General features: G+C 67.7%; 21 protein-coding genes. 6 read left to right on the top strand and 15 right to left on the bottom strand.

Features of this window, described 5'->3' with window-relative positions; all coding sequences use genetic code 11:
- The 5 genes from tssE to KHO18_RS02420 form a co-directional block, all read right to left on the bottom strand.
- On the bottom strand, positions 1-525 hold the full coding sequence (gene tssE / locus KHO18_RS02440; RefSeq protein ID WP_144197607.1) for a type VI secretion system baseplate subunit TssE: 525 nt from the start codon (positions 523-525) through the stop codon (positions 1-3).
- Positions 512-1,111, bottom strand: a complete 600-nt coding sequence (locus KHO18_RS02435) for a TagK domain-containing protein (RefSeq protein WP_144197606.1) — start codon at positions 1,109-1,111, stop codon at positions 512-514. The genes tssE and KHO18_RS02435 overlap by 14 nt, the downstream gene beginning before the upstream one ends.
- Before the next feature lie 135 nt (positions 1,112-1,246).
- Entirely contained in the window at positions 1,247-1,924 is a 678-nt protein-coding gene (locus KHO18_RS02430; protein WP_144197605.1) for a LuxR C-terminal-related transcriptional regulator, read from the bottom strand.
- Positions 1,921-2,115 (bottom strand): hypothetical protein, encoded by a 195-nt coding sequence (locus tag KHO18_RS02425; RefSeq protein WP_144197604.1) that lies wholly within the window; start codon positions 2,113-2,115, stop codon positions 1,921-1,923. Before KHO18_RS02425 ends, KHO18_RS02430 begins: the two co-directional genes overlap by 4 nt.
- 175 nt (positions 2,116-2,290) lie before the next feature.
- A complete protein-coding gene (locus tag KHO18_RS02420; RefSeq protein ID WP_144197603.1) occupies positions 2,291-3,247 on the bottom strand; it encodes a dihydrodipicolinate synthase family protein in 957 nt (318 codons plus the stop codon).
- 94 nt (positions 3,248-3,341) lie between these two features.
- On the opposite strand from KHO18_RS02420, the gene KHO18_RS02415 reads away from it, so the two are divergent.
- Complete coding sequence (locus KHO18_RS02415) at positions 3,342-4,223, top strand: LysR family transcriptional regulator (protein WP_144197602.1); 882 nt, start codon at positions 3,342-3,344, stop codon at positions 4,221-4,223.
- Positions 4,224-4,252: 29 nt separating this feature from the next.
- On the opposite strand, the gene KHO18_RS02410 is transcribed toward KHO18_RS02415, so the two are convergent.
- The 3 genes from KHO18_RS02410 to KHO18_RS02400 form a co-directional block, all read right to left on the bottom strand.
- A complete protein-coding gene (locus KHO18_RS02410; protein ID WP_244844474.1) occupies positions 4,253-6,064 on the bottom strand; it encodes an IlvD/Edd family dehydratase in 1,812 nt (603 codons plus the stop codon).
- 55 nt (positions 6,065-6,119) lie between these two features.
- Positions 6,120-7,118 carry a Bug family tripartite tricarboxylate transporter substrate binding protein gene (locus tag KHO18_RS02405; RefSeq protein WP_211942723.1) on the bottom strand — a complete coding sequence of 333 codons (999 nt, stop codon included), beginning with the start codon at positions 7,116-7,118 and terminating at the stop codon, positions 6,120-6,122.
- 184 nt (positions 7,119-7,302) lie between these two features.
- Complete coding sequence (locus KHO18_RS02400; protein ID WP_144197600.1) at positions 7,303-8,130, bottom strand: alpha/beta fold hydrolase; 828 nt, start codon at positions 8,128-8,130, stop codon at positions 7,303-7,305.
- Between the two features lie 194 nt (positions 8,131-8,324).
- Between KHO18_RS02400 and KHO18_RS02395 the strand changes: the two genes are divergently transcribed.
- A complete protein-coding gene (locus KHO18_RS02395; protein ID WP_211942722.1) occupies positions 8,325-9,023 on the top strand; it encodes a dienelactone hydrolase family protein in 699 nt (232 codons plus the stop codon).
- Between the two features lie 147 nt (positions 9,024-9,170).
- Entirely contained in the window at positions 9,171-9,788 is a 618-nt protein-coding gene (gene trhA, locus KHO18_RS02390; RefSeq protein ID WP_144197598.1) for a PAQR family membrane homeostasis protein TrhA, read from the top strand.
- 13 nt (positions 9,789-9,801) lie between these two features.
- On the opposite strand, the gene KHO18_RS02385 is transcribed toward trhA, so the two are convergent.
- The 4 genes from KHO18_RS02385 to KHO18_RS02370 all read right to left on the bottom strand — a co-directional run bounded on the left by KHO18_RS02385 (position 9,802) and on the right by KHO18_RS02370 (position 14,211).
- Entirely contained in the window at positions 9,802-11,310 is a 1,509-nt protein-coding gene (locus KHO18_RS02385) for a tripartite tricarboxylate transporter permease (protein ID WP_144197597.1), read from the bottom strand.
- Between the two features lie 10 nt (positions 11,311-11,320).
- Positions 11,321-11,827 (bottom strand): tripartite tricarboxylate transporter TctB family protein, encoded by a 507-nt coding sequence (locus tag KHO18_RS02380; protein WP_211942721.1) that lies wholly within the window; start codon positions 11,825-11,827, stop codon positions 11,321-11,323.
- Positions 11,828-11,864: 37 nt separating this feature from the next.
- On the bottom strand, positions 11,865-12,878 hold the full coding sequence (locus KHO18_RS02375) for a Bug family tripartite tricarboxylate transporter substrate binding protein (RefSeq protein WP_144197595.1): 1,014 nt from the start codon (positions 12,876-12,878) through the stop codon (positions 11,865-11,867).
- Positions 12,879-13,005: 127 nt separating this feature from the next.
- A complete protein-coding gene (locus tag KHO18_RS02370; RefSeq protein WP_144197594.1) occupies positions 13,006-14,211 on the bottom strand; it encodes a pyridoxal-phosphate-dependent aminotransferase family protein in 1,206 nt (401 codons plus the stop codon).
- A gap of 250 nt (positions 14,212-14,461) precedes the next feature.
- Here KHO18_RS02370 and KHO18_RS02365 point away from each other — a divergent pair, with 250 nt between their 5' ends.
- The 3 genes from KHO18_RS02365 to KHO18_RS02355 all read left to right on the top strand — a co-directional run bounded on the left by KHO18_RS02365 (position 14,462) and on the right by KHO18_RS02355 (position 19,751).
- Positions 14,462-15,154, top strand: a complete 693-nt coding sequence (locus tag KHO18_RS02365) for a GntR family transcriptional regulator (RefSeq protein WP_149138446.1) — start codon at positions 14,462-14,464, stop codon at positions 15,152-15,154.
- Between the two features lie 98 nt (positions 15,155-15,252).
- Positions 15,253-18,297 carry an FAD-binding and (Fe-S)-binding domain-containing protein gene (locus tag KHO18_RS02360; RefSeq protein WP_144197592.1) on the top strand — a complete coding sequence of 1,015 codons (3,045 nt, stop codon included), beginning with the start codon at positions 15,253-15,255 and terminating at the stop codon, positions 18,295-18,297.
- A 203-nt stretch (positions 18,298-18,500) separates the two neighbouring features.
- Positions 18,501-19,751 (top strand): right-handed parallel beta-helix repeat-containing protein, encoded by a 1,251-nt coding sequence (locus KHO18_RS02355; RefSeq protein ID WP_144197591.1) that lies wholly within the window; start codon positions 18,501-18,503, stop codon positions 19,749-19,751.
- 13 nt (positions 19,752-19,764) lie between these two features.
- On the opposite strand, the gene rfbA is transcribed toward KHO18_RS02355, so the two are convergent.
- Genes rfbA through KHO18_RS02340 form a run of 3 tightly spaced genes read right to left on the bottom strand, consistent with a single transcriptional unit; the run spans position 19,765 to position 23,287 of the window.
- Positions 19,765-20,652 (bottom strand): glucose-1-phosphate thymidylyltransferase RfbA, encoded by an 888-nt coding sequence (rfbA, locus tag KHO18_RS02350; protein ID WP_211942720.1) that lies wholly within the window; start codon positions 20,650-20,652, stop codon positions 19,765-19,767.
- Between the two features lie 51 nt (positions 20,653-20,703).
- On the bottom strand, positions 20,704-21,999 hold the full coding sequence (locus tag KHO18_RS02345) for an oligosaccharide flippase family protein (RefSeq protein ID WP_144197589.1): 1,296 nt from the start codon (positions 21,997-21,999) through the stop codon (positions 20,704-20,706).
- A gap of 13 nt (positions 22,000-22,012) precedes the next feature.
- Entirely contained in the window at positions 22,013-23,287 is a 1,275-nt protein-coding gene (locus KHO18_RS02340; RefSeq protein ID WP_144197588.1) for an oligosaccharide repeat unit polymerase, read from the bottom strand.
- Between the last annotated feature and the right edge of the window lie 6 nt (positions 23,288-23,293).

The following is a 23,293-nucleotide window of genomic DNA, read 5'->3' as shown; positions in this document are numbered from 1 at the left end:
TCAGCCTGCCGATCCCGGGGTATGGCCTGACTGGAGCGAGACCTTGCTCAGCTCCAGATCGAAGACGCTCTGGATGCGAAATTCGAGCGGATAAGGCGTCCACTGCATCAGCGCCTCGATCTCGAACATCATCTTGTTGTAGCGCCGTGCGGACGTGTCGCGCAACGGACGCAGCCGCACCGTGTCCGGAATCAGCCGGGGCTCGAAGCGGGCGATCGCGGTACGCACCCGCTCCTCAAGCCGCTCCCAGGTCATTTCCGTGGCGAATCCGCCGGAGAGCGGTGGAATGCCGTAGTTGACGACCGAATTCACCACCTCGGGATACGCCTCGGCATCGAGTTCCTCGTTCAGGTTGGTGGTATTCAGCAACAGGCCCAGATCGCGCTGGATGATGCGACGCATGCCGCGTTCGTCCGGGGCGTAGGCCTCGGACGGCTCGCTGCGCTGCTGCGGGGCATCGTCCTGGAGGCGATCCAGCAGGGAGGGGAGGTACGCGTTGCGGAACCCGCCATCACGTGGTGGCATGGCGATCTCCTGTATCGTCGGACGTGTCCGTGGCGATCTCCGGCATGGTGAGCCAGCTATCCATGCTCGATGCATGGTGCTCCTGGCGTGCCAGCAGCGCGAACTGGCCAGTGCGGCGAGTCTGCAGATTGCGGGCGGCGAACAGTCTCAGGATCTCGTGCCGGGGCGGCGGCGCAAACAGTTGCTGCGCGCCAAAGCTGTCGAGGCCGTCCAGCACACGGTCGATGCGGCGTGGCCCCAGCAGGTCGTCGAACAGGCAGACGGCGGATGTCGTTCTGGTATTCAGACGCAGCGGATCGGGAGGTAGCGGACCCGATGCGCATCCGGCCCCCAGGCGCTTGAGCCGCTTCGGCTCCTGCCCGCCGGACATCAGCGCCTCGCGGTACTCGACAGCAAGCTGCCCAAGCACATCGGAGGCGTCCAAGTCGGCGATCGGCTGGCTGGCGTCGGAAGAGTGCCGTACCAGCGATGTATCCGGCAGCGAACGCACATCCTGCGCGCCACCCATGGCCAACGCGACCAGGTCGCTGTAATCGGAGGACGCGGACACCGTGCCCTCCTCGCGTGCTGCATCTGTTTCGTTCATGGCGCCGTTCGAGGCTGGAAAGACGTTTCCCAGAGATCGAAGCCTAGCAAGCCCGCGCCCAGCAATCTATTGAACTAGTCCGATTTTTCCAATCCATTCACACGATTCGCGCTGGCGGCTTGACGACGTCCGCCGTCAGGCCGCGCCCGACGCGCTGGCCACGAGCCCGACCTCGTTCGCGTACCGGTACAGGTCGCCGTCACGCTCGATGCCGAGCTTGCGCATCGCGTTGAGCTTTTGCGTGCTGATGGTCTGCTTGGTCCGCCGCAGGATGCCCGCGATCTCGGAGACGGTCATGCCGGAGACGAAGAGCCGCACCACCTCGAGTTCCCGCTGGCTGAGCCCGCTCAGGCGCGTCTCCGCGCCATTGCCTTCCGTGACCGGCCAGGCCTCCAGCAACGACTCCACGCGCGGCGAGACATAGCGGTCGCCGCGGTGGGCGGCATGGATGGCGGGCACCACGTGGCCCGGGTCGTCGGACTTGCTGACCACGCAATGGATGCGCTGGCTGAACAGCGAGCGCAACACCATCGGATTGTCCATCATGGTCATGACCACGAGCTTGAGTGCCGGATAGCGGCGCGAGAGGAACGAGATCAGCGTACGCCCGTCGCCATACTCGCCACCGGGCATGGCGTAGTCGGTGACCAGCACATCGCAGGGCGTGCGTTGTAGCAGATCGACGAGTTCGGTCGAATTGCGCGCGTCGCCCACGCAGGTGATGGTGGGAACGGCGGCGACGACATGGCGGTTTGCCAGCGTGAGCACAGGGTGGTCATCGGCAAAGATGACCCGGATACCATAGCGACTCATAAGAGGCCTGATGTATTGCAATCCCCTGCTCGGCCAGCGGGGGCCTTCCTGTGGCCTTCGGCATGCTCGCGCCATTCCGCCACGATGCGCTGCCGGATCTTCGGGGAGGCCAGCAGGAATTCGTTCATTTGCGAGATGAAGATCTTGCGTTCCCCCTCACGCAGGAGAGCGAACGATACGAGCGTGCGCATCAGGTTTTCCCTGTCTCCCATTGTTGAATCCCCAAAGTAAATCCATCCTGCTTCATATTGATTGCGACATGCAAATGCGAATGGCGTGCCTGGCTAGGCAAGTATCTCGTCACCTTACCAACCAACGCGGCTTAGCGATATAGGACAAGTCCGAGAATCCCCAAGAAAAACGGCGTCAGCCAAGCGCGGCGGCCGCGCGCGGGTCGCGCCGCGCCAAGCGCACCAGCAGGTGGTCGACCTCCGACCTGGCCGTGGGCGTCATCGCCGCCGCCGGCTTGCGCTGGGCGGCAGAGGTCAGCAGGCCGCGCCGCATCATCACGTACTTGCGCACCGCCAGCCCCGCGCCGGGCTGCTGCTCGTAGCGCAGCAGCGGCAGGTGGGCATCGAACAGGTCGTGGGCTGCCTCGCGCTGGCCGGCGGCAGAGAGGCGCACCACGTCGCAGAGCATGTCCGGGAAGCAGTAGCCCGTGTTGGCGCCGTCGGCGCCGCGTTCCATCTCGTAGTCGAGGAACAGGCCGTTGTTGCCGCAGAGGATCGAGATATGGCGCATCGAGCCATCCTTTTCGAAGCCGCGCAGCGTCGAGATCTTTTCCAGCCCGGGCCAGTCCTCGTGCTTGAGCATCACGCAGGAGGGCAGTTCCTGCACGATGCGGCGGATCACGCCGGGCGTCATCTGCACCGAGAAGGTCAGCGGATAGTCCTGGATCACGAACGGCACGTCCGCGCCGATGGCCTCCACGGCCTGGCGGTAATAGCCGACGATCTGGTCATCCGTGCGCAGCGTGTTGGGCGGGGCGATCATCACGCCCGCCGCGCCGCGCTCCATCACTTCGCGGGTCAGCGCGCGCATGGCGGCAAACCCTGGCGCCGACACCCCCACCACCACCGGCAGTCGCCCCGCCCGGCGGATCATCTGCGCGGCCACCTCCACGGATTCGGCATGTTCCAGCTTGGGCGCCTCGCCCAGCTGGCCCAGCACGGTAATGCCGGTGGCGCCACAGGCGAGGTAAAAGTCGGTCAGGCGGTCGATCGAGGCGATGTCGATCGTGCCATCGTCGAAGAACGGCGTCGGGGCGATGGGGAAGACGCCGCGTGCGTCAGCGGTCAGCGCGGTGAAAGCGGGGGAAGGCATGGTGGCTCCTGGATGGATAGTCAGGGAAAGCGAGCGTCAGGGTAGCCCCAAGCGGCGCCCCCTTCAAGGTCATGGGATTTGTTAGCATCACGGCATGGATGTCAGATTTCTCCAAAGCTTCGTGACGGTGGTGGATGTCGGCTCGCTCGCCGAAGCGGCGCGCCGGCTCGACCTGACGCCGGCCGCCATCGCGGCCCGGCTGCACGCGCTCGAGGAGGAGATTGGCGTGCCGCTGGTGCGGCGCGCCGGCCGCTCGGTGGTGCCGACCGAGGCCGGCATCCGCATTCTCGAGCGTGCGCGGCAGGTGATTCGCGATGTGCGCGACATGAGCACCGTAGCCAGCGGCGACGCCTCGCTCGGCGAATTCCGGCTCGGCTCCTTCGTGACGGCGATGGGCAGCATCGTGCCGCCGCTGCTGGGCCGGCTCTACCGGCGGCATCCGGACGTGAACCTGTTCGTCAAGCCGGGCCGGTCGATCGAACTGTGCGAAAGCCTCGTGCGCGGCGAACTCGATGCCGCCATCGTGGTGGAACCGCAGTTCGCGGTGGCCAAGGGCTACCAGTGGGCCGAATTCATCGCCGAGCCGCTGGTGGTGGTGGCACCCGCCGCGCTGGCCGGGCAGGACCCGCACGCGCTGCTGGCCACCCAGCCGTTCATCCGCTACGACCGCTCGGTACTGGGCGGGCAGCTGGCGGACCGCTACCTGCGCGACCACGATATCCGGCCGCACCAGCGGCTCGAGGTCGATGGCCTGATGGTCATCGCCGCGCTGGTGAGCGAGGGTCTCGGCGTGGCGCTGGTGCCGGACTGGGCGCCGATGTGGGACGGCCCGCTCAAGATCGCCCGCCTGCCGCTGCCGGACCGCGCGCCGGTACGCCGCGTGGGCCTGATCTGGGCCACGCACGGGCCGCGCGCCTCGCTGGCCGAAGCCCTGCTCGACGAGGCCCTCGCGCTGTTCCGGACCACCCGGGCCTGACACGCCCCTGACACGCCCCTGACATCGCCCTACTCCGGCGTCTTGCCACGGGTCTCCGCCGCGCGCAGGAAGTCGAAATCCACCCCCTGGTCGGCCTGCGTCACCGTCTGCAGGAACAGCTTCAGGTAGCCGCGCGGCGCGCTCGGTTCGATCCAGTCCGATGCCGCGCGCCGCTGCGCCAGTTCCTCGTCCGATACCAGCAGGCTCAGCTCGCGCCGGCTCACGCTCAGGCGGATGCGGTCGCCGGTGCGCACCAGCGCCAGCGGGCCGCCCACGGCGGCCTCGGGCGTTACATGGAGCACCACCGTGCCGAACGCGGTGCCGCTCATGCGGCCGTCCGAAATCCGCACCATGTCCTTCACGCCGGCGCGGGCCAGCTTGCGCGGAATCGGGATATAGCCAGCCTCGGGCATGCCCGGCGCCCCCTTCGGGCCGATATTGCGCAGCACGAGGATGTCGTCTGCCGTCACGTCGAGGTCATCCGAATCGATCCGCTCGACCAGGTCCTGCGAGTCCTGGAACACCACCACACGGCCTTCGTGCTCCATCAGCCGGGCATCCGCGGCCGACTGCTTGATGATGGCCCCGCCTGGCGCCAGGTTGCCGGCCAGCACGGCGATGCCGCCCTGCGGATAGATCGGCGCGGCCATCGTGCGCACCACGTCCTGCGCGAAGCCCGGCCCAGCGGCCTCGATCTCCTCGCCCAGCGTGCGGCCGGTCACCGTCAGCGCGTCCAGCCGCAGCAGCGGCTTCAGCTCGCGCAGCAGCGTGGCCATGCCGCCGGCCTTGTGGAAGTCCTCCATATAGTGCTGGCCGCTCGGCTTCAGGTCGAGCAGCACCGGGGTCTCGCGGCCCATGCGGTCCAGCGCCTGCATGTCGATGTCCAGCCCCACGCGCCCGGCGATGGCCGCCAGGTGGACGATGCCGTTGGTGGACCCGCCAATGGCCAGCAGCACCCGCATCGCGTTCTCGAACGCGGCCGGGGTCAGGATGCGGTCGATGGTCAGCCGCTCGCGCGCCATCTGCACCGCGCGCGCGCCGGTCAGCTCGGCAATGCGGATGCGGTCCGCCGTGACGGCGGGCGGCGTGGCCGCGCCGGGCAGGCTCATGCCCATCGCCTCGGTCAGGCAGGCCATGGTGCTGGCCGTGCCCATCACCGAGCAGGTGCCCACGCTGGCCACCAGCTGGTTGTTGACGTCGGCGGTCTCGTCGGCATCGATCTCGCCCGCGCGGAACTTGCCCCAGTAGCGGCGGCAGTCCGTACAGGCGCCCACGCGCTCGCTGCGGTGCGAGCCGGTCAGCATCGCCCCGGTCACCAGCTGGATCGCCGGCACGCCGGCCGAGGCGGCGCCCATCAGCTGCGCCGGCACGGTCTTGTCGCAGCCGCCAATCAGCACCACCGCGTCCATCGGCTGGGCGCGGATCATCTCCTCGGTGTCCATCGACATCAGGTTGCGCAGGTACATGCTGGTCGGCGCGGCAAAGCTCTCGTGCACGGAGATGGTCGGGAAGGCCATCGGCAGCCCGCCGGCGAGCATGATGCCGCGCTTCACGGCCTCCAGCAGTTGCGGCATGTTGCCGTGGCACGGGTTGTACGCACTCCCGGTGTCGGCGATGCCGATGACCGGGCGATCGAGCGCGCTGTCCGTGTAGCCCGAGCCCTTGATGAACGCCTTGCGCAGGAACAGCGAGAAGCCCTGGTCGCCATAGTTGGTCAGGCCCTTGCGCAGGCCGGTGGCGCCGGGCTGGCCCTGGGTCGATCCGGTCGATCCGGTCGATCCGGCCGATTCCGTCGATCCGGTCGATGCGGGGGAGGAGGAGTCCTTGGGTTTCTGAGTCATGGATGCGGCGTGTGCGAACAACAATCAAGAAAAATTCGGAAATCGGCGATGGCGGTCAGCCATCCGATTTGATCTGGGCGTCGGTAATCACCTTTTCCCAGCGCGATACCTCGGTGCGCAGGCGCTCGGCGGCCTTGTCCGGCGAAGTCGGCGCCAGCGCGTAGACGCCCTGCTTCAGGAACTGCTCCTTGACGTCGGGCGCCTCGAGCATCTTGGCCAGCGCGGCGTTCAGCCGTTCGACCACGGCCGCCGGGGTCCCGGTGGGCGCCAGCACGCCGAACGTGGAGCTGACGTCGAGCGCGGGCATGCCGGCCTCGGTGGCGGAGGGCACGTCCGGCAGCATCGAGATCCGGGCCGGCGCGGCCACGGCCAGCGCGCGCAATTGTCCGGACTTGATGAACGGCAGCGAGGCCGGCGCGGTTTCCACCATCATGTTCACCTGCCCCGCCACGAGGTCGGTCATCGCGGGGCCGCTGCCTTTGTAGGGCACGTGCACCATGTCCAGCCCGGCCTCCTTGCGGAAGATCTCGGCGGCCATGCGCTGCGGCGCGCCGGCGCCGGACGACGCGTAGTTCAGCTTGCCCGGATGCGCCTTGCCGTACTGGATCAGCTCCTGCAGCGTGTGCACCGGCAGTTTGGGGTTGACCACCACCACCAGCGGCACCGAGCCCACCACCATCACCGGCGCGAAATCCTTCACCAGATCGTAGCGCAGCCGGCCCTTTTCGAGCGTGGCCATGGTCGAGTGCGAGGTCAGCGCGCCCATCAGCAGCGTGTAGCCATCGGGCGCCGCCTTGGCGACGGCCTCGGCGCCGATATTGCCGCCCGCGCCGCCCCGGTTGTCCACCACCACCTGCTGGCCCAGCGCCTCGGAGAGCTTGCTGGCGATGATGCGGCCGATCACATCGGTGGCCCCGCCCGGCGGATAGGGCACCACCAGGCGGATCGGCTTGTCCGGCCACGCGGCCAGCGCGCTACGCATCGAGACGGCCAGCGGCGCGGCAAGCCCGGCCAGCAGCAGGCGGCGCCGGACGGCGCGGTAGGTGGGGGTCATGTTGTCTCCGGTGTCTTTCTTATATAGATAGGGGACAGCGCGGAGGGGCGAGCCTCGGGCAAACCGGTGGGGGACGCGCTGCTGCCGACAGTCTGGTGGCTGTCGGAAGCAGAAAAAAGCGCTTTTCAGACCGATGAACGCAAAAATTATTATGGTTTCAGCGGTCTGCCCCCCGGGTCTGCTATCAGGACGACTGTTTGACGAAGGCCAGCAGGTCGGCGTTGATCACATCGGCATTGACCACGCACATGCCGTGCGAGAAGCCGGGATACGTCTTCAGCACCGCACCCTTGACGATCTTGGCCGACAGCCGCCCGGCGGCATCGATCGGCACGATCTGGTCGTCCTCGCCGTGCAGGATCAGCGTGGGGATGTCGAACTTCTTCAGGTCCTCGGTGTAGTCCACCTCCGAGAACTGCTTGATGCACTCGTACTGGCCCTTGATGCCGCCGGCCATGCCCTGGGCCCAGAAACTGTCGATGGTGCCCTGGGACGGCTTGGCGCCCTCCCGGTTGTACCCGTGGAACGGCACCGCCAGGTCCTTGTAGAACTGGGAGCGATTGTCAGCCACGCCCTTGCGGATACCGTCGAACACATCGATGGGCAGCCCGCCCGGGTTGGCGGCGGTCTTCAGCATGATCGGCGGCACCGCCCCGATCAGCACCGCCTGCGCCACGCGCCGTGTGCCGTGGCGGCCGATGTAGTGCGCCACTTCGCCGCCGCCCGTGGAATGGCCGACCAGCGTGGCCTTTTCGACGTCGGCCTTCTCGAGCACGGCGGCCAGGTCATCGGCATAGGTATCCATGTCGTTGCCCCCGGACGGCTGCCCGGAGCGGCCATGGCCCCGGCGGTCATGGGCAATCACGCGGAAGCCCTGCTGCACGAAGAACAGCATCTGAGCGTCCCAGGCGTCGCTGCAGAGCGGCCAGCCGTGCGAGAACACGATGGGGCGGCCGTGCCCCCAGTCCTTGTAATAGATCTCCGTGCCGTCCTGCGCGATTGCGAATGCCATGATGCGTGCTCCTGGATGGGGTTGGGGGGTGGGACAGCGGTGATGGGATGCCGCCGGGCGGAAACGTTTCATCAAAGGCGATGGCGGCGGCAAAGGCAAGCCGTGGGACGCGCGCTTCACAACATTTCACGCCACATGAACGATGGCCGTTTGCTAAGCTTCTCCGGACCATTCCCCTCACACCGGAGACAACCATGGGCCAGCGCATCACCCTTTCCGTACCGGACGGCAGCTTCGCCGCCTACCTCGCCACGCCGGACGCCGCCAACGCGCGCGGCACGGCCATCGTGGTCATCCAGGAAATCTTCGGCATCAACGCCGACATGCGCGAGACCTGCGACAACTTCGCGCGCGAAGGCTTCGTGGCGATCTGCCCCGACCTGTACTGGCGCCAGGAACCCAACGTGGAGTTGACCGACAAGACCGAGGCGGAATGGAAGAAGGCGCTGGCGCTGTACAACGCGTTCGACGTGGACAAGGGCGTGGCGGACATCGACGCCACCATCCAGGCCGTGCGCCAGCAGCCGGGCGTGACCGGCGGCGTGGGCACGGTGGGCTACTGCCTGGGCGGGCTGCTGGCCTACCTGACCGCCACGCGCACCGGGGCCGATGCGGCGGTGTCGTACTACGGCGTCGGCATGGACAAGCATCTGGACGAGGCCTCCCGCATCGCCAAGCCGCTGCTGATGCATATTGCCGAGGAAGACGAATTCGTGCCGGCCGAAGCCCGGGCCAAGATCATCGAGGCGCTGGAAGACAGCCCGCACGTGGAGATCCACACCTACCCGGGCTGCCAGCACGCCTTCGCCCGCAATGACGGCGTGCACTATGTGGCGGATGCGGCACAAGAGGCCAATGCCCGGACGCTGAAATTCTTCCAGGCGATGAAGTAACAGGGATGCGCTTCTCCCCGCTGCGCAAGCCGGAGCGGGGAGAAACATGGACGTTTCGAACTAGTCAGATTTGCGGCGACGCAACATCGTTTCTGTTGATCCATGCCAAAATGCCGGCTGGTCCAACGCGGAAACGGAGCTTCGGGGATGTATCGCGGCGAACGGTTCAACGGCTACAGCCACCTCGCGGGGGCGGTCCTGGCGGCCGCCGGCATGGCAGTGCTCGTCACTTCCTCGGCCTTGCATCACGATGCCTGGAAGGTGGTCAGCTCGGTGGTCTACGGCACCACGCTGGTCCTGCTCTACACCATCTCCACGGTCTACCACAGCATCCGCGGCCCGGCGAAGGACATCTTCCGCCGGCTCGACTACTGCGCCATCTACCTGCTCATCGCCGGCAGCTACACACCCTTCGCGCTAGTCACGCTGCGCGGCCCCTGGGGCTGGACGCTGTTCGGCGTCAACTGGGGCCTGGCGGTCATCGGCATCATCCAGGAACTGTGGATCGGCCACCGCACGCGCATCCTGTCCCTGTCGATCTACGTGATCATGGGCTGGCTGGTGCTGTTCGCGTTCGATCCGCTCACCGCCGCCCTGCCGCGTGCCGGCCTGTACTGGCTGGTGGCCGGCGGCGCCACCTATACCGCCGGCATCGGCTTCTTCCTGTTCGACGAACGCGTGCGCCACTTCCACGGCATCTGGCACCTTTTCGTCCTGGCGGGCAGCTTCTGCCAGTTCGTCAGCATCCTCTACTACGTGGGCTGACGATGTTGGCCGATCAAGTCGGCTGAACCTTCCGGCGCCGGCCCTTTTCCACCAGCCCGCCGATCACCGGCCACACCAGCACCGCCACGGCCAGCGCCATGATCGTGCCGACCAGGCCGTTGGACCAGAACACGTCCAGCTGGCCCTGGGACATCAGCATGGTCTGCCGGAACGCATCCTCGGCGCGGTCACCCAGCACCAGCGCCAGCACCAGCGGCGCCAGCGGGTAGTCCAGCTTCTTCAGCACGTAGCCAATCACGCCGAAGATCAACATCAGCCAGACGTCGAACATGGCGTTGTGCACCGTGAACGCGCCGATGGCGCACACCACGAGGATCAGCGGCGCGATGATCGCGAACGGAATGCGCAGGATGGCCGCGAACAGCGGCACCGTGGAGAGCACCACGATCAGCCCGGCGATATTGCCCAGGTACATGCTGGCGATCAGCCCCCAGACGAAGGTCTTCTGCTCGGTGAACAGCAGAGGCCCCGGCTGCAGGCCCCAGATCATCAGCCCGCCCAGCAGCACGGCGGCCGTGGCGGAGCCGGGAATGCCCAGCGCCAGCATCGGCAGCAGCGCGCTGGTGCCGGCCGCGTGCGCGGCGCACTCCGGCGCGATCACCCCTTCCACATTGCCGCGCCCGAAGCTCTCGCGGTTGCGCGAGAAGCGCTTGGCCACGCCGTAGCCCATAAACGACGCCGCCGTGGCGCCGCCCGGCGTCACGCCCAGCCAGCAGCCAATCACCGACGAGCGGATCAGCGTCATCCAGTAGCGCGGCAGCTCGGCCCAGGTCTTGAGCACTACCTTGAGGTCGATGCTGGCGCGCTTGCCGCGGAAGGCCACGCCCTCCTCCATCGTGATCAGGATCTCGCTGATGCCGAACAGGCCAATCACGGCGACCAGGAAATCAAACCCGCGCAGCAGCTCGGTGGAGCCGAAGGTCATGCGCAGCGTGCCCGAGACGGTATCCATGCCCACCGCCGCCAGCGCAAAGCCCATGCACATCGCAATCACGATCTTGGCCTTGGCTTCCTTGCCCATGCCGACGAAGCTGCAGAACGTGAGGAAGTACACCGCGAAGAATTCCGGCGGCCCGAAGCGCAGCGCGAACTTGGCCACCAGCGGCGCCAGGAATGTGATCAACAGCACACCCGCGAGAGCGCCGAGGAACGAGCCCGTGAAGGCCGAGGTCAGCGCCCGCCCGGCCTCGCCCTGCTGGGCCATCGGGTAGCCGTCGAAGGTGGTCGCCACGGACCAGGCCTCGCCGGGGATGTTGAACAGGATCGAGGTGATCGCCCCGCCGAACAGCGCGCCCCAGTAGATGCAGGACAGCATGATGATGGCCGAGGTTGGCTCCATCGAAAACGTCAGCGGCAGCAGGATCGCCACGCCGTTGGGGCCGCCCAGCCCGGGCAGCACGCCCACCACGATGCCGAGCAGGATGCCGACCAGCATCAGCCCGACGTTGTGCCACGACATGGCGACCGCGAAGCCGCCCATCAGTGAGTTCAGTTCTTCCACGCCCGTCCCCTCAGAAACCGAACGCCGCTTCGAGCGGGCCCTTCGGCAGTGGCACGCGGAACTGCATCTCGAAGATCCAGAACAGCGCGGCGTTGATGGCAACGCCGGTCAGCACGGCACGCCACCAGGCAAACTTGCCGATGACCCGCATGAAGCCGGCGATGAAGATGGCGCTGGCCACATAGATGCCGAGGAACTTGATCAGCGCGATGTAGATCGTCAGCGGCACCAGGATCACCGCCACCTGGCGCAGCTGCGGCCAGGTAACGAAGGTGGCGTCGGACGCCGTGCGCCACGCCTGCCACAGCACGGCCAGGCAGGCCACGAAGATGATGGCCCCGATACGCAGCGGGAAGTAGCCGGCCTGCGGGCCGTCCGGCGCCCAGCCCGCGCCGATCTGGTAATTGCTGACCATGACCACGACCGCGCCGGCGGCGATCAGCAGCGCCACGGCGATCTCCGCCGTGCGCACCGTGATGGCCGCCGGCGTGGCCGGCTCCTGGGTGTGTTCGCTCATGTGAGTCTCCCGGTTGAAAGAACGCCGCCGCCGGCGCTCACCGTGCCGCCACGAAGCCCGCTTCCTTGATGATGTCCTTGTGGCGGGTCTCGTCCGCCTGGAGGAACTCGGTCAGCTTGGTGCCGGTCAGGAACTCGTTCTTGAGCGCGTTCTTTTCGAGGTACTCCTTCCACTCGGGCGTGGCGGCCACCTTCTGCATCAGATCGACGTAGTACTTCTGCTGGTCCGGCGTGACGCCGCCCGGCAGCATGAACACGCGCAGCATCTGGTATTGCACGTCCAGCCCGGCCTCCTTGCAGGTGGGAATGTCACCCCAGCTCTGCGTGGCCGTGACCTTGCCCGTGTACTGCATGCGCGACGGCGCGAACACGCACAGCGCGCGATGCTCGCCGGCCCGCCACTGGCCGATCGATTCGGACGGGTTGTTCACATTGGAGTCGATGTGCTTGCCCGAGAGCTGCGTGGCGGCCTCGCCGCCGCCCTTGTACGGGATGTAGATAAAGCGCACGCCGGCCTTGCGCTCCATCTGCGCGGTGATGATCTGGTCCTCGCGCTTGGAGCTGGTGCCGCCCATCTTGAGCTTGCCGGGCTGCTTCTTCGCCTCGGCAACGTAGTCTGCCGGGGTCTTGTAGGGCGCTTCGGCGTTGGTCCACAGCACGAATTCGTCCATCGCCACCATGGCCACCGGGGTCAGGTCGCGCCAGTTGAACGGCAGCTGGCTGACCATCGGCACGGTATAGAGCGCGGACGAGGTGACCAGCAGCTTGTGCGGGTCGCCCTTGGACGCCTTGGTGTCCATCAGGCCCTCGGCGCCGCTGGCGCCGGCCTTGTTCACCACGATGACCGGCTGGCCCATCAGCTTGTGCTTGGCGATGATGCCCTGGATGGAACGCGCCATCTGGTCGGAGGCGCCGCCGGCACTGAACGGCACCACGATCTCGACGGGCTTGGTGGGCTCCCAGGCAAACGCGGGAGCGGCAAATGAAACACTGAGGGCAATACCGAGCAGCGAAGCACGCGCGGCGGCGCGTGCGGGGGAACGCAACGTCATGGTCTGTCTCCTTTGGTGTGAACCGTGCGCTCTGATGGCGCATCGGCGGTACGGCCGGGCCGTCCCGGAAGACCGGGCGGCCCGTCTTTTTCTTCTACATCGTTGGTGACCTTCGTCGGCTGCGTCCTCAGGCCGCGCGCAGCGCCGGCTTCAGCGCGGCCGCGCGCAGACTTTCCATCGCCGCCAGCACGCCGCCCGCATGGTGCGGCACGCCGGCCAGCGCCAGGCCCATCTCCACGCCGGCCAGGGTGCCCATCAGCGTCAGGTCGTTGAAATCGCCCAGATGGCCGATGCGGAACACCTTGCCGGACAGCTTGGACAGCCCCTGGCCCAGCGACATATTGAAGTTCTCCAGCACCACCTTGCGCAGCGCGTCGGCGTTATGGCCGTCCGGCATGACCACGGCGGTCAGCGCCGGGCTGTACTCGGCCGGGTTCTGGCACAGGATCTCCAGCCCCCAGGCGTTCACGCAGGCGCGCGTGGCCTCGGCATGGCGGCGATGGCGCGCGAACACGTTCTGCAAGCCTTCCTCCTGGAGCATGTCGCACGCCTCGGACAGCCCGTAGAGCAGGTTGGTGGCCGGGGTGTACGGCCAGAAGCCATTCTTGTTGGCTTCGATGATCTCTTCCCAGCCCCAGAACGCCTTGGGCAGCTTCGACCTGGCCGACGCCGCCACGGCCTTGGCGCTGACCGCGTTGAACGACAGGCCCGGCGGCAGCATCAGCCCCTTCTGCGAGCCGGAGACGGTCACGTCCACGCCCCATTCGTCGTGGCGATAGTCGATCGAGCCGAGCGAGGAGATGGTGTCCACCAGCAGCAGCGCGGGGTGGCCGGCTGCATCGATCGCCCGGCGCACGGCGGCGATGTCGGAGGTCACGCCGGTCGAGGTCTCGTTATGGACCACGCAGACCGCCTTGATCTCGTGGCTGCGGTCCTCGGCCAGCCGGGCGCCGATGGCGGCGGCATCCACGCCGTGGCGCCAGTCGCCCACCAGGAATTCGGGATTCAGGCCGAGCTTGTCGGCCATCTTCTTCCACAGCGAGGCGAAGTGGCCGGTCTCGAACATCAGCACGCGGTCGCCCGGGGAGAGCGTATTCACCAGCGCCGCTTCCCACGCGCCCGTTCCGGATGCCGGATAGATCACAACCGGCTGGGCGGTCTGGAAGACCTTGCGGATGTCCGCCAACACCTTCTTGCCGAGTTGCTGGAACTCGGGGCCGCGGTGGTCGATGGTGGGGTAGTCCATCGCGCGCAGCACGCGGTCGGGCACGTTGGTCGGACCCGGGATCTGCAGGAAATGCCGGCCGCTGGGATGGGAGTTCAGTCGGATCATGTCGCCTCGTGTTCTTCGGTTTGAATTTTGTATTCAAAAATCGGGGATGCACTGCGGGTCCGGCATGCGGGATAATGTTGCCCGGCGCAAGCGCCCTGCATTCCGCAAAAAGTCCTTATAAATCAGTATTTATCAGGATTTCAGACCGTCCGTCGCGCTGTTCCGGCCGTGGCCAACGACACCGGAATGCAGTTCGTGCTTGCCCCAGAGTAGGTTTTGAATACAATACTGTCAAGCCACACGATCCCTGATGACCGCCAATCCGACCACTCCCTCGCAAGCCGTAGACCGCCAGATCCTGCATGTGGCGGTGGCCCAGCGCCTGCGCACCATGATCATGGAAGGCGATCTGGCGCCCGGTACCCGGCTCAATGAGCGCGTGCTGTGCGACCTGCTCCAGGTCTCGCGCACCCCGCTGCGGGAGGCATTCAAGGTGCTCGCGAGTGATGGCCTGGTCACACTGCTGCCAAACCGGGGCGCCGAGGTGGTGGTGCTGTCCAAGGAATCGATCGACCACCTGTTCGAGATGATGGGCGCGCTGGAAGCCACCAGCGGCGAGCTGGCCTGCCAGCGCATCACAGACGCCGAGCTGGTCGAGATCCGTGCCATGCACTACGAGATGCTGGCGTGCCACGCGCGCCGGGACCTCCCTAATTACTACGCGCTGAACCGGCGCATCCACGACGCCATCAACGCGGCGGCGCGCAATCCGATCCTCGAGGAGACCTATCGACGCATCAACCTGCGTATCCAGGCGCTGCGCTTCCGCTCCAACTTCGACCAGGACAAATGGGATCTGGCCGTGCGCGAGCACGGCGCCATGCTCGATGCCCTGGCGAAGCGCGACGGCGCCGCCCTGCGAGACATCCTGCGCGCGCACCTGCAACACAAGCACGACGCGCTGATCGCCGAACTAGAACGCGCACAGGACGCCGCCGCCTGACCCCGGGCGCGCCGCGCCGTCTCCGGACGGCGGGCAGGCGCGCCACGGGCCATGGCGACGGCGTCTCCAGTGCATGCACACGGAGACATCCCCCGCTCATGGCCCTGCCTACCACCCCGACGCCGCCCGGCGTGCAGCCGCTGCGCTTCATGCCCGGCGCCGCTTCGTCGCCCGCTACCCAGTCGCCGCTGTACCGGCGGCTCGCCGCCGAGCTGCGCGGCGACGTGCTGTTCGACACCGCCAGCCGTGGCCGCTACGCCACAGACGCCTCGATCTATCAGGTCATGCCGATTGGCGTGGTCGTGCCGCGCGACGAAGCCGACGCCCGGCTGGCGCTGGACATCGCCCGCGACTTCAAGGCGCCGCTGCTGCCGCGCGGCGGCGGCACCAGCCAGTGCGGGCAGACCGTGGGCGAGGCGCTGGTCATCGACAACAGCAAGTTCCTGAACCAGGTGATCGACTTCGACCCGGTGGCGCGCACGGTGACCGTGCAGCCCGGCATCGTGCTCGACCACCTCAACGCCTGGCTCAAGCCGCACGGGCTCTGGTTCCCGGTGGATGTCTCCACGGCGGCGCAGTGCACGATCGGCGGCATGGCCGGCAACAACTCGTGCGGGTCGCGCTCGATCCAGTACGGCAACATGGTGCACAACGTGCTGGGCATCCAGGCGATCCTGGCCGGCGGCGAGGACGTGCGCTTCGACGCCGGCTGGCCGGCGGACGGCGCCCCGCACCGCGCCATCGCCGATGGCGTGCGGCGCATCGCCGAGCGGGAGCGCGACGCCATCGCCGAGATGTACCCGCACGTACTGCGGCGCGTGGGCGGCTACAACCTCGACCTGTTCCATCCCCAGAACGAACGCCCCTACACCGCCGACGGCAGCGTCAACCTCGCCCACCTGCTGGTTGGCTCGGAGGGCACGCTGGCCTACTTCCGGCACCTGACGCTGCAACTGGCGCCGCTGCCCACGCACAAGACCCTCGGCGTGGTGAATTTCCCGACCTTCTACCAGTCGATGGACCTCACGCGCCATATCGTCGCCCTGCAGCCGGCGGCGGTGGAGCTGGTCGACCGGACCATGATCGACCTCGCGCGCCATAACCCGGCCTTCCGCCCGGTGATCGAGCGCGCGCTGGTGGGCGAGCCCGAGGCCATCCTGCTGGTGGAGTTCGCCAGCGAAGACCGCGAGACCACGGTGCGTGGGCTGGCGCGGCTGGTGGAGCTGATGGCCGATCTCGGCCTGCCGGGCTCGGTGGTGGAGATGCCCGACGCCGGCCCCCAGAAAGCGCTGTGGGAAGTGCGCAAGGCCGGCCTGAACATCATGATGAGCATGAAGGGCGACGGCAAGCCAGTGTCCTTCATCGAAGACTGCGCGGTGCCGCTGGAGCATCTGGCCGCGTACACCTCCCGGCTGACCGAGGTCTTCCACAAGCACGGCACGCGCGGCACGTGGTACGCCCACGCCAGCGTCGGCACGCTGCATGTGCGCCCCATCCTCGACATGCGCCGCGACGGCGCCGCCAAGATGCGGGCGATTGCCGAGGAAGCCGCCGCGATGGTCCGCGAGTACAAGGGCGCCTACTCGGGCGAGCACGGCGACGGCATCTGCCGGGGCGAATGGGTGGCGTGGCAGTTCGGCCCGGCGCTGAACCAGGCCTTCGCCGAGGTCAAGGCGCTGTTCGACCCCGAGAACCGCTGCAACCCCGGCAAGATCGTGGGCACGCCGAAGATGGACGACACCGCGCTGTTCCGCTTCCCGCCCGGCTACACAGTGAAGCCGATCACCCCGGCGCTCGACTGGTCGGCCTGGAACGTCACGCGCGATCCGGTGACCGAGGCCGAGAGCGCGCCCGGCACCGGCCTGGACCCCGCGCGCGGGCTGGCGGCGGCCGTGGAGATGTGCAACAACAACGGTCACTGCCGCAAGTTCGACGCCGGCACCATGTGCCCGAGCTACCGCGTCACGCGGGACGAGCAGCACCTGACCCGTGGCCGCGCCAACACGCTGCGGCTGGCGCTGTCCGGCCAGCTCGGCCCGGCAGGGCTGCTGGAGCCGGCGGTCAAGGAGACGCTCGACCTCTGCGTCTCCTGCAAGGGCTGCAAGCGCGACTGCCCTACCGGCATCGACATGGCCAAGATGAAGATCGAGGTCCGCGCCGCCCACGCCAAAGCCGGCAAGCTGCGCGCGCGCGACCGCATGGTCGCCTTCCTGCCGCGCTACGCGGGGCTGGCCAGCCGCCTGCCGTGGCTGTTCAACCTGCGTGACCGCGTGCCGGGGCTGCCGGCGCTGAGCGAGCGGCTGTTCGGCCTGTCCGCCCGGCGCTCGCTGCCGCGCTGGCAGGCGGCCTTCCTGGGCGGCGACTACACGCCGAAGGCGGCGGGCGGCAAGGAGGTGGTGCTGTTCGTCGATACCTTCAACAACCATATGGAGCCCGAGAACGCGCGCGCGGCCCAGCGCGTGCTGGAGGGCGCCGGCTACACCGTGCACCTGTCGGCGGTGCCGGGCGAGCGGCCGCTGTGCTGCGGCCGCACCTTCCTGGCGGCGGGTCTGGTCGATGAAGCCAAGGCCGAGGCCCGCCGTGCGCTGGATGCGCTGCTGCCCTTCGTCTCGCGCGGCGTGGCCGTGGTGGGGCTGGAGCCATCCTGTTTGCTGTCGATGCGCGACGAATTCCTCCAGTACGGCTACGGCGACGCCGCGCGCCAGCTCGCGGACAACGCCTTCCTGTTCGAGGAATTCCTGGTCCGCGAGCACGCCGCCGGCCGCTTCGCCCCATCGCTCCAGCCCATCGGCACGGCACGCGCGCTGCTGCATGGCCACTGCCACCAGAAGGCGTTTGACGCCGTTCGCCCCGTGGAGCAGGTACTTGGCTGGATTCCGGGCCTGAAGACCGAGCTGGTGGAGTCGTCGTGCTGCGGTATGGCCGGCAGCTTCGGCTACGAGGCCGAGCACCACGAAGCCTCGATGAAGATGGCCGAGCTGTCGCTGCTGCCGGCCGTGCGCAAGGCCGATGGCGACACCCTCGTGGTGGCGGATGGGACCAGTTGCCGACATCAGATCCACGATGGTGCGGGCCGGGAGGCGCTGCACGTGGCGCGGGTGCTGGAGCGGGCCATGGCGACGGCACAAACGCCAGCCGGATAGCGCACCTACGCCACAGATTCTCCGTCCAAATCCGCCAAGTTCCCGCTCCTGCCGGACAAAGCGGCCGGACCGGGCCAGCGCAGCGCCTATGATGCAACGGCGAACCAGCGGTCTGGACGGAGAAATGGACGGAGAACCAAAGCCATGGGCACCATCGCAAACGAGTTGAAGGTCTCGCCTGATGCCGCGGCAGGCCGGGCGACATGACGGGGCGCCAACGCAAGGGCGCTGCGGCCGGCGTACTGACGGCCCTGGCGCTGGCGGCGCTCGTGCTGTGGCTGGGCGGCCGCAAGGAGGTGGGCGGCTCGATCGACGCGGTCGGCGCCACAGCCGATGTGGCGGTCCAGCCGATAGCCGGCGGGGCCGACCAGGCCGCTGCCCTGCAGGCGGCGCTGGATAGCCTGCAGCCGGGCCAGCGGCTGGTGCTGGCGCCGGGCAACTACCGGGTGGGCAACGTGCTGGCCATCCGTGGCGAGCAGGTGGTGGTGTCCGGCTACGGCGCCACGCTCACCGCCACCAGCCCGGACGCGCAGGCGGTGGAGATCACCGGCCGCAACGCCACGCTGGTCGGCGTCACGCTGGTCGGCACCGGCACGCAGCGGCTCGAATCGTCCACCTCCGCCAAGGTGTCTGTGGACGGCTACGGCATCCAGGTGCTCGACGTCACCATCCGTGGCGGGGCCAGCGCCGGCATCTTCGTCTCGCGCGGCAGCAGCATCGCGCTGGTCGGCAACAAGGTCCACGGCACGCTGGCCGATGGCATCCACATCACCGGCGGCTCGCGCGACGTGCTCGTGCAGGACAACTCCGTCACCGCCACCGGCGACGACATGATCGGCATCGTCAGCTACCAGCGCGACGGCACGATCAACCAGAACATCCTCGTCAGCGCCAACTACCTGGCCGGCAACGCCTGGGGGCGCGGTGCGTCCATCGTCGGCGGCACCGATGTGACCCTGGCCAACAACTGGATCGAAGGGGTGCAGAAGGCGGCGGCGGTGCTCATCGCCCAGGAAGACGGCTACCGCACGGCAGGCGTGACCAATGTGCAGGTGACGGACAACATGATCTCGGATATCGAGAACGCCACCCAGCCGGGCAACAACCGGCTGGCGGCGGGCCACGCGGCCATCGACATCAATACGGGGACGGGCAGCGTGGCGCGGGTGCTGGTGGCGGGCAACCAGGTGACGCGGGCCACCTACGATGGCTTCCGGGCCGTGGGCAATGTGTGCAACGTGCGGGTCTCGCGCAACCGGTTCGTGACGATTGGCGGCGCGGCGCTGTCGCTCCAGGTGCGCAACTGCCCGACGGACGCCTGGACCTGCGACGGCAACACGCTGGACGGCACTGGCATCGCCCTGACCGGCTGCAACGGGACCGGCTCGCCACAGGTGTCCGGCGCGGACCGGACCCGGATGCCGCAGGTGCGTACGGCGCTGCGGCAGCAATGACCCCTTATCGCACCTAGCGCACGCGCGGGGTCTCGGTGATCAGCCGCTGGAGGTACTTGCCGTAGTGGCTCTTGCCCAGCGGCCCGGCCAGCCGGCCCAGCTGCTCGGCATCGATCCAGCGGCGCCGGTAGGCAATCTCCTCCGGGCAGGCCACCATCAGGCCCTGCCGCTTCTGCAGCGTCGAGACCAGCAGCGCCGCCTCCACCAGCGAGTCGTGCGTGCCGGTGTCCAGCCACGCGTAGCCGCGCCCCATGATGTCCACGCTGAGCTTGCCGGCTTCCAGGTAGCGCGAGTTGACATCGGTGATCTCCAGCTCGCCGCGCGCCGAAGGCCGGATGTCCGCCGCGATGTCGCACACCGCGTTGTCATAGAAGTACAGCCCCGTCACCGCGTAGCTGGAACGCGGGGCGGCCGGCTTCTCCTCGATCGACAGCGCGCGAAAGTCCTCGTCGAACTCCACCACGCCGTAGCGCTCCGGGTCATCCACGTGATAGGCGAACACGGTGGCGCCTTCCTCGCGCCGGTTGGTGCGGGCCAGCAGCCGGGCCAGGTCGTTGCCGTGGAAGATGTTGTCCCCGAGGATCAGCGCCGAAGGGTGCTTGCCCACGAAGTCCCGGCCGATGATGAACGCCTGCGCCAGCCCGTCCGGCGAGGGCTGCTCCGCGTACTGGATGTCCAGCCCCCACTGGCTGCCGTCGCCCAGCATGGTGGCAAAGCGCGGCAGGTCCTGCGGCGTGGAGATGACCAGGATCTCGCGGATGCCCGCCGTCATCAGCGTGGAGAGCGGGTAGTAGATCATCGGCTTGTCGTAGACCGGCAGCAGCTGCTTGGAAACGCACTGCGTGATCGGGTACAGCCGGGTGCCGGACCCACCGGCCAGGATGATGCCTTTGCGGTTCATGGTTGAATCTCCCAGGTCGATGGTCGGGTCAAGTCGGTCGGTCAAGTTTGTTCAGGTCGCTCGTTCAAACGGGGCGGGGATGGGCGCCACGGGGTCCACGCTCCGGGCCGTGGCGCGGGCAGCCGCCTCGCGCCGGTAGCAGATGAAGAAGGCCAGCGCGCCGAACACCTCGGTCAGGATGATCGAGATCACCGTGCCCCGGGCGCCCATCAGCATCACCAGCGGCACCACGTAGAGCAGGTGGAGCACGGTCACGGCGGCGTAGATGTTCTGCACCAGCCGGTGGCGGCCCAGCGCCAGCAGGCCGAGGTTGCCGAAGACAAAGGCCACGCTGGTCACCGGCAGCAGCACGCCTTCCAGCCGCAGCAGCAGGATAGCGTCGTGGAACGGCTCGCCCAGCCACATGCGGATGCCCACATCGGCAAACAGCTCGATGCCGATGGCCAGCGCGCCGGCGCAGGCAAACACCGCCAGCATCGCCTTGCGCATCAGCGCGCGCGCCGCGTCCGGGTCCGAGACGTTGTACTGGCTGATGCGCGGGAAGAAGGCGGTGCCCACCACGGTGAAGATGGTCTGGGCCGCCACGCGGATCTTGTCCGCCATCGAGAACTGCCCCACCGCCACCGGGCCGTGGAAGTAGTTGAGCAGGATGGCGTTGAAGGTGACGTAGAAGCTCACCAGCACCAGCGAGAGGAACACCGGGAAACCTTCGCGGAACGAGGTGGCCACCTCGCGCACCGACACCGCCACCAGCAACGCCAGCCGCTGCCGATAAATGCCCCACAGCGCCGCCACCGCCAGCAGCACCGTGCCCACGCTGATGCCCAGCGCGGCCAGCGCGGCGTCCCCCGGCCCGCGCACCCATGCCAGCACGCACCCCAGGCTGACTGCCTTGGCGATGAAATTCGGCACCACCAGCACCTTCATGCGCTCCAGGCCCTGGTACAGCCAGATCGGCGTGAACGCATTGGCCACCACGCCGACGAAGGCCGCCGCGAGGATGGTCCAGTGCTCGCGCAGGCTCGGCACAAGCCCGAGCGTGCCGGCCATCAGCAGCGCGGCGGCCAGCGTCAGGGTCAGCTTGGCGGCCATCGTGGCCGAGAACACCCGGGCGACGACGTTGGGATCGTCCCGCCCCAGGGACACCAGCCGCGTGGCGGTGAGATTGTGGCCGTAGTCAGTCAGCAGGATCAGGTACTGCGCCAGCGCCTGGCAGTAGGCCAGCACGCCGAACTCCTTCACCCCGAGCACCCGGCCGAGCAGCGGCAGCAGGAGCAGCGGGAACAGGTAGTTGCCAGCCTGGATCAGCAGGAGATAAGTGGCGGTGGCGCGGATGGAGGTTGGCATGATGGCGGCGACGTCAGCGCGGACCGGGACGGATCACACCACGCGGCACCGGCGACGCCCGTCGTCGCACCGGCTGGCCGGCCATCTGGAAGATCAGCCACAGCAGCGCCAGCGGCACGAAGTTGCGCCCGCTGAACAGGTTGGGCACGCGCAGGATCTCCAGCAGGGACACCAGCAGCACCGCGTGCGCGCAGCACCAGAAGCCATCCCCCGCGCGCCAGCCCGCATAGCTGCGGGACAGCAGCCAGCCCATGCCCGCCGCCAGCAGCAGCGCGAACCATCCCCACTCGTGAAAGTGCACGTAGATGCCGGACGGATTGTTGAACTCCGGGTCGCCGAAGTCGCTCAGGAACATCGTGTAGCTGTCGCCATTGCCGACCAGCGGGCGCATGAACTCGCCCACCACCGGGAACTTGACCAGCCAGTCGAACGTGAACACCGCGTCGCCGGCGCCCCAGCCCATGATGGCCAGCAGCCCGGCGCCGTTGTTCAGCGAGGTGGAGTAGTACATGCCGAGCCGCTCCAGCGCGAACTCGAAGATGTTGTCGTAGAGATTGACGTAGTGCGTCTCCCACGACCGGTTGTACTCGTTGGCGATAAAGAAGCCGATCAGCGGGCCGATGGCCGCGAACGGCCCCAGCCGCAGCAGCCAGTTGCGCCGGGGCACGTTGCGGAACCGCATCACCATCAGCACCCACGGCAGCACCAGCTCCACCAGCGCCAGCCGCTCGGCGAAGATGAAGCTGCGCAGCACCGTCAGCACCAGCAGCACGGCCAGGTAGACCTTGAAGCGGTTCAGGCCACGCAGCGGCTGGCGGAAAATGTAGAAGTAGAGCGGCACGTAGGCCACGCCGGCCTGGGTGAGCGTGCTGATGCCGGCGATGCGGCCCTTCAGTTCGAGGACGTCGTAGGTGCTGGCGGAGCCGGTCAGGAACGAGATCAGCACGGCGGGCCGGGCAATCACGCCGCCCATCATCACCAGATAGCCGATCAGGGCGAGCCAGAACAGCGCGTCGAGGATGTGCACGGGCATCTCGGCGCGCGGCCGGGGCGCCAGCGGGGCCAGCGAATCGCCCGCGTAGGACGCCACTGTCAACACCACCAGGAACAGCCCGCCGGCCAGCGCGTAGAAGCTGGTGAAGTAGACCCGCTCGATGGCCTTCTGGTCGCCCAGCAGCGACACCGAGATCAGCACATAGAGCGGCAGGATGAAGTACAGCAGCAGCCGGGTGGGGTCTTCCCACCAGTAGCCGTCATGGAGGTCGCGGGGCGGGATCGGATGGGGCATCGGCAT

Source organism: Cupriavidus campinensis (genome assembly GCF_905397395.1).
Classification (GTDB): domain Bacteria; phylum Pseudomonadota; class Gammaproteobacteria; order Burkholderiales; family Burkholderiaceae; genus Cupriavidus; species Cupriavidus campinensis.
This window is presented reverse-complemented; position numbering and strand designations above follow the sequence as displayed.

Coding starts and splice junctions, on each gene's coding strand:
- KHO18_RS02400 (WP_144197600.1), bottom strand. CDS start 8,130: ATGGCATTCGCAATCGCGCAGGACGGCACGGAGATCTATTACAAGGAC.
- KHO18_RS02360 (WP_144197592.1), top strand. CDS start 15,253: ATGGCCCTGCCTACCACCCCGACGCCGCCCGGCGTGCAGCCGCTGCGC.
- rfbA (WP_211942720.1), bottom strand. CDS start 20,652: ATGAACCGCAAAGGCATCATCCTGGCCGGTGGGTCCGGCACCCGGCTG.
- KHO18_RS02415 (WP_144197602.1), top strand. CDS start 3,342: ATGGATGTCAGATTTCTCCAAAGCTTCGTGACGGTGGTGGATGTCGGC.
- KHO18_RS02380 (WP_211942721.1), bottom strand. CDS start 11,827: ATGAGCGAACACACCCAGGAGCCGGCCACGCCGGCGGCCATCACGGTG.
- KHO18_RS02435 (WP_144197606.1), bottom strand. CDS start 1,111: ATGAACGAAACAGATGCAGCACGCGAGGAGGGCACGGTGTCCGCGTCC.
- KHO18_RS02420 (WP_144197603.1), bottom strand. CDS start 3,247: ATGCCTTCCCCCGCTTTCACCGCGCTGACCGCTGACGCACGCGGCGTC.
- KHO18_RS02370 (WP_144197594.1), bottom strand. CDS start 14,211: ATGATCCGACTGAACTCCCATCCCAGCGGCCGGCATTTCCTGCAGATC.
- KHO18_RS02365 (WP_149138446.1), top strand. CDS start 14,462: ATGACCGCCAATCCGACCACTCCCTCGCAAGCCGTAGACCGCCAGATC.
- KHO18_RS02355 (WP_144197591.1), top strand. CDS start 18,501: ATGACGGGGCGCCAACGCAAGGGCGCTGCGGCCGGCGTACTGACGGCC.
- KHO18_RS02340 (WP_144197588.1), bottom strand. CDS start 23,287: ATGCCCCATCCGATCCCGCCCCGCGACCTCCATGACGGCTACTGGTGG.
- KHO18_RS02395 (WP_211942722.1), top strand. CDS start 8,325: ATGGGCCAGCGCATCACCCTTTCCGTACCGGACGGCAGCTTCGCCGCC.
- KHO18_RS02345 (WP_144197589.1), bottom strand. CDS start 21,999: ATGCCAACCTCCATCCGCGCCACCGCCACTTATCTCCTGCTGATCCAG.
- KHO18_RS02410 (WP_244844474.1), bottom strand. CDS start 6,064: ATGACTCAGAAACCCAAGGACTCCTCCTCCCCCGCATCGACCGGATCG.
- KHO18_RS02405 (WP_211942723.1), bottom strand. CDS start 7,118: ATGACCCCCACCTACCGCGCCGTCCGGCGCCGCCTGCTGCTGGCCGGG.
- KHO18_RS02425 (WP_144197604.1), bottom strand. CDS start 2,115: ATGCGCACGCTCGTATCGTTCGCTCTCCTGCGTGAGGGGGAACGCAAG.
- trhA (WP_144197598.1), top strand. CDS start 9,171: ATGTATCGCGGCGAACGGTTCAACGGCTACAGCCACCTCGCGGGGGCG.
- tssE (WP_144197607.1), bottom strand. CDS start 525: ATGCCACCACGTGATGGCGGGTTCCGCAACGCGTACCTCCCCTCCCTG.
- KHO18_RS02375 (WP_144197595.1), bottom strand. CDS start 12,878: ATGACGTTGCGTTCCCCCGCACGCGCCGCCGCGCGTGCTTCGCTGCTC.
- KHO18_RS02430 (WP_144197605.1), bottom strand. CDS start 1,924: ATGAGTCGCTATGGTATCCGGGTCATCTTTGCCGATGACCACCCTGTG.